Below are 7,253 nucleotides of genomic sequence, written 5' to 3' on the forward strand. Positions count from 1 at the left end.
CGGCTACGACGGCAAGGGCGTGTGGGTCGTCGACTCCGTCGAGGAGGCCGCCGACCCCTTCAAGGCCGGTGTCCCCGTGCTCGCCGAGGAGAAGGTCGACTTCGTCCGCGAGCTCGCCGCCAACGTCGTCCGCTCCCCGCACGGCCAGGCCGTCGCCTACCCGGTCGTGGAGTCGCGCCAGGTCAACGGCGTCTGCGACACGGTCATCGCCCCGGCCCCGGACCTCGACGAGGCCCTCGCCCTGCGGGCCGAGGAGATGGCGCTGAACATCGCCAAGGAACTCGGCGTCGTCGGGCACCTCGCCGTCGAGCTGTTCCAGACGCGCGACGGCCGCATCCTCGTCAACGAGCTGGCGATGCGCCCGCACAACTCCGGCCACTGGTCGATGGACGGCGCCGTCACCAGCCAGTTCGCCAACCACGTCCGGGCGGTCCTGGACCTGCCCCTCGGCGACCCGCGCCCGCGCGCCACCTGGACGGTCATGGTCAACGTCCTCGGCGGCGACTACCCGGACATGTACTCGGCGTACCTGCACTGCATGGCCCGCGACCCCCAGCTCAAGATCCACATGTACGGCAAGGACGTGAAGCCCGGCCGCAAGGTCGGTCACGTCAACACCTACGGCGACGACCTCGACGACGTGCTGGAGCGCGCCCGTCACGCAGCCGGCTACCTGAGAGGCACCATCACCGAATGAGCCCTGTTGTTGGCATCGTCATGGGGTCGGACAGCGACTGGCCCGTCATGGAGGCCGCCGCCAAGGCCCTCGACGAGTTCGAGATCGCCTACGAGGTCGACGTCGTCTCCGCGCACCGCATGCCGCGCGAGATGGTCGCGTACGGCGAGCAGGCCGACGAGCGTGGACTCAAGGTGATCATCGCCGGGGCCGGCGGTGCCGCCCACCTGCCCGGCATGCTCGCCTCCGTGACACCGCTGCCGGTCATCGGCGTGCCCGTGCCGCTGAAGTACCTCGACGGCATGGACTCCCTGCTGTCGATCGTGCAGATGCCGGCCGGTGTGCCGGTCGCCACGGTCTCCGTCGCCGGTGCCCGCAACGCCGGTCTGCTCGCGGCCCGCATCCTCGCCGCGCACGACGGCGAGCTCCGCGCCCGGATGCGCGAGTTCCAGCAGGAGCTGAACGACCAGGCCACCGAGAAGGGCAAGCGCCTGCGCTCCAAGGTCGAGGGCTCGGGCGGCTTCGGCTTCGGCGCGGGGAAGTGACGACGATGACCTCCGTGGCGGCGGTCCGGGAACTCCTGGGCGAGTTCCCGGTCGTCGACGGGCACAACGACCTGCCCTGGGCGCTGCGCGAACAGGTCCGCTACGACCTCGACGCCCGTGATGTCGCCGCCGACCAGAGCGCCCATCTGCACACCGACATCCCGCGGCTGCGCGCGGGCGGGGTCGGCGCGCAGTACTGGTCGGTGTACGTCCGCACGGACCTGCCCGACCCGGTCGCCGCCACGCTCGAACAGATCGACTGCGTACGGCAGTTGATCGGCCGTCACCCGGAGGACCTGCGGCCCGCGCTGACGGCCGCCGACATGGAGGCCGCGCGCCGGGAGGGCCGGATCGCCTCCCTCATGGGCGCGGAGGGCGGCCACTCCATCGCCAACTCCCTGGGCACGCTGCGGGGTCTGTACGGGCTGGGCGTGCGCTATCTGACGCTCACCCACAACGACAACGTCGACTGGGCGGACTCCGCGACCGACGAGCCCAGGGCCGGCGGCCTCACCGCGTTCGGCCGGGAGGTCGTGCGGGAGATGAACCGGCTCGGCATGCTCGTCGATCTCTCCCACGTGGCCGCGACGACCATGCGCGACGCGCTCGACACGAGCTCCGCCCCGGTGATCTTCTCCCACTCCTCGGCGCGGGCCGTGTGCGACCACCCGCGCAACATCCCGGACGACGTGCTGGAGCGGCTGCCCGCCAACGGCGGCATGGCCATGGTGACGTTCGTGCCGAAGTTCGTGCTCCAGGCCGCCGTCGACTGGACGGCCGCGGCCGACGACAACATGCGCGCCCACGGCTTCCACCACCTCGACACCACCGCGGATGCCATGAAGGTCCACCGCGCCTTCGAAGAGCTGCACCCGCGCCCGGTGGCCACCGTCTCCACGGTCGCCGACCATCTGGACCACATGCGCGAGGCGGCCGGCATCGACCACCTCGGCATCGGCGGCGACTACGACGGCACGGCCTTCACCCCCGACGGCCTGGACGACGTCTCCGGCTACCCGAACCTGATCGCGGAACTGCTGGACCGCGGCTGGTCCAAGGCCGACCTGGCGAAGCTGACCTGGAAGAACGCGGTCCGGGTGCTGGACGCGGCGGAGGAGGTGGCCCGGGGGCTTCAGGCGACGCGGTCGCCGTCCAACGCGACGATCGAGTCGCTCGACGGCTGAGCGTCGAGGGCGGGGTAGTCGGTGTAGCCGGTCGCCCCGCCCACGTACATGAAGTACCGGTCGCGCATCTCGTTCAACGGCGCCCCGTGCCGCAGCCGCGTCACCAGGTCCGGGTTGGCGAGGAAGGGCCGGCCGAGCGCGATCAGGTCGGCCCCGGCGGCCAGCAGCTCCTCGGACGCCCGGAGCACACCGTCCGTGGAGATCTCCTTCAGCACCGGGTTGGCGACGATCACCCCGGGCCATGCGGCGCGCACCTTCCGGTACACCGGGGTCTCCGGGTCGGCGTATCCCAGGTGCAGATACGCGAGCCCCAGCCCGCCGAGCCGCTCGGCGAGCGCCGGGTAGAGCTCCTCCGTCTCGCCCTCGTCGATGCCGTTGACGGTGTTGCCGGGGGAGACCCTCAGACCCACTCGCTCCGCGCCGATCTCGGCGGCCACGGCCTCGGTCACCTCGGCGGTGAACCGGATCCGGGCGGCGACCGGTCCGCCGTAGCCGTCGGTGCGGAGGTTGGTGTTGCGGGCGAGGAACTGATGGAGCAGATGACCGTTGGCGGAGTGCACCTCCACGCCCTCGAACCCGGCGTCCAGGGCGTTGCGGGCGGCCTTCGCGAAGTCCGCGACGGTGGTGCGGATGTCCTCGGCGGTCATCTCCCTCGGCACCGGGGCCGGCTGGTGACCCTCCGGCGTGAAGATCGTCTCGGGGAGCGGGACGGGTGAGGGGGCGACCGGGGTCAGCCCGCTGGTCGCGGGGTGGCCGACCCGGCCGCCGTGCTGGAGCTGGAGGAACATCCGGCCGCCCGCCTCCCGGACCGCGTCCGTGACCTGCCGCCAGCCGGCCACGTGCGCCGGGCTGTGGACGGCGGTGATGTTCGGGTACGTCTGCCCGACCGCGTTCGGCGTCGCGGCCTCGGCGATGATCAGCCCGGCGGAGGCGCGCTGGGCGTAGTACGTGGCCATGAGCGGGGTCGGGGTTCCGTCGGCCTCGGCCCGGTTGCGGGTCAGGGGTGCCATCACCAGACGGTTGGGCAGGTCCAGCCCGGGGAGACGAGCCGGTTCGAGGAGTGCTGTCGTGTGCTGCGTCATGCCCGTACGCTAGAACCTGACACCAATGTCAGATTCAAGCCCGGGAGTGGGACGTGCGGATCGGTGAACTGGCCCGGCGCACCAACGTCAGCGAGCGGTCGCTGCGCTACTACGAGAAGCAGGGGATGCTCACCGCCGAGCGGACGCCCGGCGGGCACCGGGAGTACCCGGAGGCGGCCGTGGACCGGGTCATCCGGATCCAGGAGCTGTTCGCGGCCGGGTTGTGCAGCGAGAAGATCGTCCAGCTCCTGCCGTGCATGCGGGACACGGACGGCGGGCCCTCGGTGCGCGCCACGCCCAACCTGGTCACCGAGCTCACCGCCGAGCGCGCCCGCATCGACCGGATGATCGCCGACCTGATCCGCTCCCGGGACACCCTGGACGAGGTGATCGAGGCGGCGCGGGTGCCTTGAGAGCGTCGCCGCACGAGGCCGGGGCCGTACTCCGAACGCACCGCCCACCAGGAACCCCCCGGCGCTCCGTGCGACGGTGACCGTACCTCACGAGCGACCGTACGGAGCCGCCATGGCAGACCTCCAGGACGACCTGCGTCCCACCGCCGCGGCCGGTGAGTTCGACGACCTGTCCGAGCCGTACCCCGACGAGGCCGTCACGGCGGCGGACCGGGCGGACCCGGCGGAGCCCTATGAGCCCGTCTCCGACCCGGACGACGCGCCGATGACCCGGGCCCACGCCATCCTCGCCGCCCATCCCGTCGCCGACGGCTACAACGGACTGCCCTGGGCACTCAAGCGCCTGTCCTACTACGACCTGGAGGAGGGCGAGAGCACCGTCGGCACGGACGTGCCCCGCCTGCGCCGCGGGCATGTGGGCGCGCTGTTCTGGTCCCTGCACCTGCCCGAGGGCCTGGACGGCGACCGGGCCGTCGGCGCCACCCTGGAGCAGCTCGACCTGGCCAAGACCGTCGCCCGGACCTGCGCCGAGGGACTGCGGCCGGCCTGTACGGCGGGGCAGGTCGCGGACGCCCGCAACTGCGGCCGCGTCGCCGTGCTCCTCGGTCCCGCCGGGGCCCCGGCCGTGGGCGACTCGCTGGGCATCCTGCGCCAGCTGCACCTCCTCGGCCTGCGCGTGCTGACGCTGACCGGGGTGTCCTGGGCGAGCGACGCGGGGCTGACGCGGTTCGGCGAGGAGGTCGTGCGCGAGATGAACCGGATCGGCGTGATCGCGGACCTCTCCGGGGCCTCAGCGCCGACGGTCCGCCGGGTGCTGAGCCTGTCCCGGGCGCCCGTGCTGTTCAGCCGCTCCGCCGCCCGGGCGCTGCGCCCCCACCCGGTCAACCTCCCCGACGACCTGCTGGCGGAGCTGGGCGCGGCCAAGGGGCTGTGCCTGGTGCCGCTGACCGCCGAGCAGACCGGCCCGACCGTCCGCGACGTCGCCGACCATCTCGACCACATCCGGGGCGTGGCCGGGGCGCAGTGCGTCGGGCTGTCCGGCAAGTACGACTCGGGCTCGGCCCACCCGCATGAGCTCGGCGACGCCTCCGGCTATCCGCGGCTGATCGCCGAGCTGCTGCGACGCGGCTGGGACGAGGCCGACGTGGCCCTGCTGACCTGGGGCAACGTCCAGCGGGTGCTGCGCGGCGCCGACTTCACCGCCCGCGCCGCCCAGCAGCGGCGCGAGCCGTCGAGGGCGACCATCTCCGAGCTGGACGGGTGACCGGCGGGTGACTCAGGCGGTGTGCTCGATCCGGCACAGGCAGAACGGATGCCCCGCCGGGTCGGCGTACACCCGGAAGTCCTTCTTCTCGTAGTCCTCCCGGTCCAGCACCCGCGCCCCGAGCGCCAGCACCCGCTCCTCGGCCGCGTCGATCTCCTCCCAGGTCGACCCGCCGTCGAAGTCCAGGTGGAGCTGCTGGGCGTTGCGGTCGGACCGGGGCCACTCCGGCGGGGTGTACCCGGGCGAGCGCTGGAAGGCGAGCCGCGGCCCGTCGGGGATCCGCAGCACCACCCAGTCGGGGTCGTCGTCCTCGGGCGTGCCGCCCCCGACCTGCGCGTAGAAACGGGCCAGCGCGCGCGGGTCGGGGCAGTCGACGACGACCGAACGGAAACGTGCCACTGCAGGCATGGGGCCTCCCGGTGTCAGCTGGCGCAGAGGCAGAACGGGTGCCCGGCCGGATCGGCGTAAACCCGGAACGTCCGCGTCCGGTCCTCGGCGTCCAGCGGCTTCGCGCCGAGCGCCAGCACGCCCTTCTCCGCCGCGTCCAGGTCCTCCACGACCAGGTCGAGATGGAACTGCTGCGAGCCGTCGGACGACGGCCACGTCGGCGGCACGTACCCGGGGGACTCCTGGAAGGCCAGGGCCGCTCCGCCCGGCACCTTCAGGTCGACCCACTCGCCCGAGTCGTCGGCCTCCACCGTGGGAGTGCCGCCGAGCACCTCGGCGTAGAAACCGGCCAGTGCGCGCGGGTCGGGACAGTCCAGGACGACGACACCCAGCTTGGCCAGAGCCATGACTTCCTCCTTGAAGCGGCTGTTACCTTCACGGGTTACCTTCATGGGTCGGGTAACCGGTAACCGTTACTGCATGCTCCCGCATTGGCGGTAACCTCGCAAGGGAAAACGCGAGAGGTACGGTCCAGCCATGACGGAGAGATCGCCCGCGCCCGGCGGCCTGGCCCTGGTCGAGGCCCTGGTGAACACGCTGGACATCGAGTCGGGTGCCGACTCGCTGGACACGGCGGAGGGCCGGGCACGCTTCGGGATCACACGGGACGAGGTGGAGGACGCCCGGGCCCTGCGTGAGTCCCTGCGCGTGGTCCTGCTCGCCCACGCGGGCCACCCGCCGCACCGCGAGGTGACCCCGCTGGGCGATCTGCTGGCCGGGGCGCCGCTGCTGGTGGCGGTGGACCGGCGGGACGGCTCGGCGGCCCTCGCCCCGGCCGACGAGGGCCCCCTGCTCTCCCGTGTCGCGGCGGCCGTCGCCGAGGCGCTCGTCGCCGGCACCTGGAGCAGGCTCAAGGCCTGCGAGGCCGCCGACTGCCTCTGGGCGTACTACGACCGCAGCCCGGCCGGCCGGGGCCGCTGGTGCTCGATGCAGGTCTGCGGCGCCCGGGCGAAGATGCGCCGCTACCGGGCGAAGGGCTGACCTACGCCTCCTCCCGGGGCGCCCGGGGCGCCGATGCCCGCGAGCCGACCAGGAGCAGGCACAGCACCGCGACACCCGCGACGACGCCGGTCAGCAAGAGCAGCGGGTCGAGCGGGCGGGTGGATGAGGCGGCCGTCTGGGTCTGCGGTTGCTGCGCGGCCTGCGCGGGCGGGGACGCCGGCGGTGACTGGCCCGCTGCCGCCGGGGAGGCGGTGGACGAGGCGGACCCGGTGGGGGACGGTGACGAGGACGGCATGCGCATCGTCGGCGTCCCGCCGCCCGGCGTGGTGCGGTTCGGCGCGGTCGGCCGGTGTCCCGAGGAGGAGCCGGTGTGCTCGTGCGCCGTCGGTGCCGCCGTCGTCGCCGGTGCCGCCGCGCGGACCGTGATCCCGGCCGTCATGTTCGGGTGGACGGTGCAGACGTAGCCGTACGACCCGGCCGTGGTGAACGTGAAGCTCCAGCTCTGCCCCTTGTCGAGCATCGGGGAGTGGATCGAGACCGGGCCCGAGGTGGTCTTCACGTCGTGCGGCGCCGTGTCCTGGTTGGTCCAGGTCACCGTGGAGCCGGCCGGGATGCTCAGGCTCGCGGGCGAGAAGGCGTACCCCTTCATCGTCACGCTGTACGAGGCCGCCGACGCCTGCCCGGCCGGCTCCACGGTGAC

10 protein-coding genes are annotated in these 7,253 nt (G+C 72.9%); 6 read left to right on the forward strand and 4 right to left on the reverse strand.

Going from position 1 to position 7,253, the window contains the following annotated elements; translation table 11 throughout:
- The 3 genes from CCL05_RS41150 to CCL05_RS41160 all read left to right on the forward strand — a co-directional run.
- Positions 1 to 697, forward strand: a 697-nt coding sequence (locus CCL05_RS41150) for a 5-(carboxyamino)imidazole ribonucleotide synthase (protein ID WP_086565678.1), incomplete at its 5' end; no start/stop codon positions are given.
- Positions 694 to 1,221 carry a 5-(carboxyamino)imidazole ribonucleotide mutase gene (gene purE, locus CCL05_RS41155; protein ID WP_244204584.1) on the forward strand — a complete coding sequence of 176 codons (528 nt, stop codon included), beginning with the start codon at positions 694 to 696 and terminating at the stop codon, positions 1,219 to 1,221. The genes CCL05_RS41150 and purE, both read left to right, overlap by 4 nt.
- Before the next feature lie 5 nt (positions 1,222 to 1,226).
- Entirely contained in the window at positions 1,227 to 2,405 is a 1,179-nt protein-coding gene (locus CCL05_RS41160; RefSeq protein WP_086565680.1) for a dipeptidase, read from the forward strand.
- Here CCL05_RS41160 and CCL05_RS41165 read toward each other — a convergent pair.
- The gene (locus CCL05_RS41165) at positions 2,354 to 3,487 is read right to left on the reverse strand and encodes an alkene reductase (RefSeq protein WP_086565681.1); all 1,134 of its coding nucleotides are present in this window, start codon (positions 3,485 to 3,487) and stop codon (positions 2,354 to 2,356) included. The two genes, CCL05_RS41160 and CCL05_RS41165, sit on opposite strands and share 52 nt — an antisense overlap.
- Positions 3,488 to 3,540: 53 nt before the next feature.
- On the opposite strand from CCL05_RS41165, the gene CCL05_RS41170 reads away from it, so the two are divergent.
- Positions 3,541 to 3,900 (forward strand): MerR family transcriptional regulator, encoded by a 360-nt coding sequence (locus tag CCL05_RS41170; protein ID WP_086565682.1) that lies wholly within the window; start codon positions 3,541 to 3,543, stop codon positions 3,898 to 3,900.
- 112 nt (positions 3,901 to 4,012) lie between these two features.
- Complete coding sequence (locus tag CCL05_RS41175) at positions 4,013 to 5,164, forward strand: dipeptidase (RefSeq protein WP_107400587.1); 1,152 nt, start codon at positions 4,013 to 4,015, stop codon at positions 5,162 to 5,164.
- Positions 5,165 to 5,176: 12 nt separating this feature from the next.
- Here CCL05_RS41175 and CCL05_RS41180 read toward each other — a convergent pair whose 3' ends face one another.
- Positions 5,177 to 5,572, reverse strand: a complete 396-nt coding sequence (locus tag CCL05_RS41180) for a VOC family protein (RefSeq protein ID WP_086565683.1) — start codon at positions 5,570 to 5,572, stop codon at positions 5,177 to 5,179.
- A 14-nt stretch (positions 5,573 to 5,586) separates the two neighbouring features.
- A complete protein-coding gene (locus tag CCL05_RS41185; RefSeq protein WP_086565684.1) occupies positions 5,587 to 5,958 on the reverse strand; it encodes a VOC family protein in 372 nt (123 codons plus the stop codon).
- A gap of 130 nt (positions 5,959 to 6,088) precedes the next feature.
- On the opposite strand from CCL05_RS41185, the gene CCL05_RS41190 reads away from it, so the two are divergent.
- The gene (locus CCL05_RS41190; RefSeq protein ID WP_086565685.1) at positions 6,089 to 6,592 is read left to right on the forward strand and encodes a CGNR zinc finger domain-containing protein; all 504 of its coding nucleotides are present in this window, start codon (positions 6,089 to 6,091) and stop codon (positions 6,590 to 6,592) included.
- Position 6,593: 1 nt separating this feature from the next.
- Here the strand turns inward: CCL05_RS41190 and CCL05_RS41195 are convergent, their stop codons facing one another.
- Positions 6,594 to 7,247, reverse strand: coding sequence for a cupredoxin domain-containing protein (locus CCL05_RS41195; RefSeq protein ID WP_086565686.1), 654 nt, complete (start codon positions 7,245 to 7,247; stop codon positions 6,594 to 6,596).
- Positions 7,248 to 7,253 lie beyond the last annotated feature (6 nt).

It is taken from the genome of Streptomyces africanus (genome assembly GCF_002150735.1).
In the GTDB taxonomy this organism is placed as follows: domain Bacteria; phylum Actinomycetota; class Actinomycetes; order Streptomycetales; family Streptomycetaceae; genus Streptomyces; species Streptomyces africanus.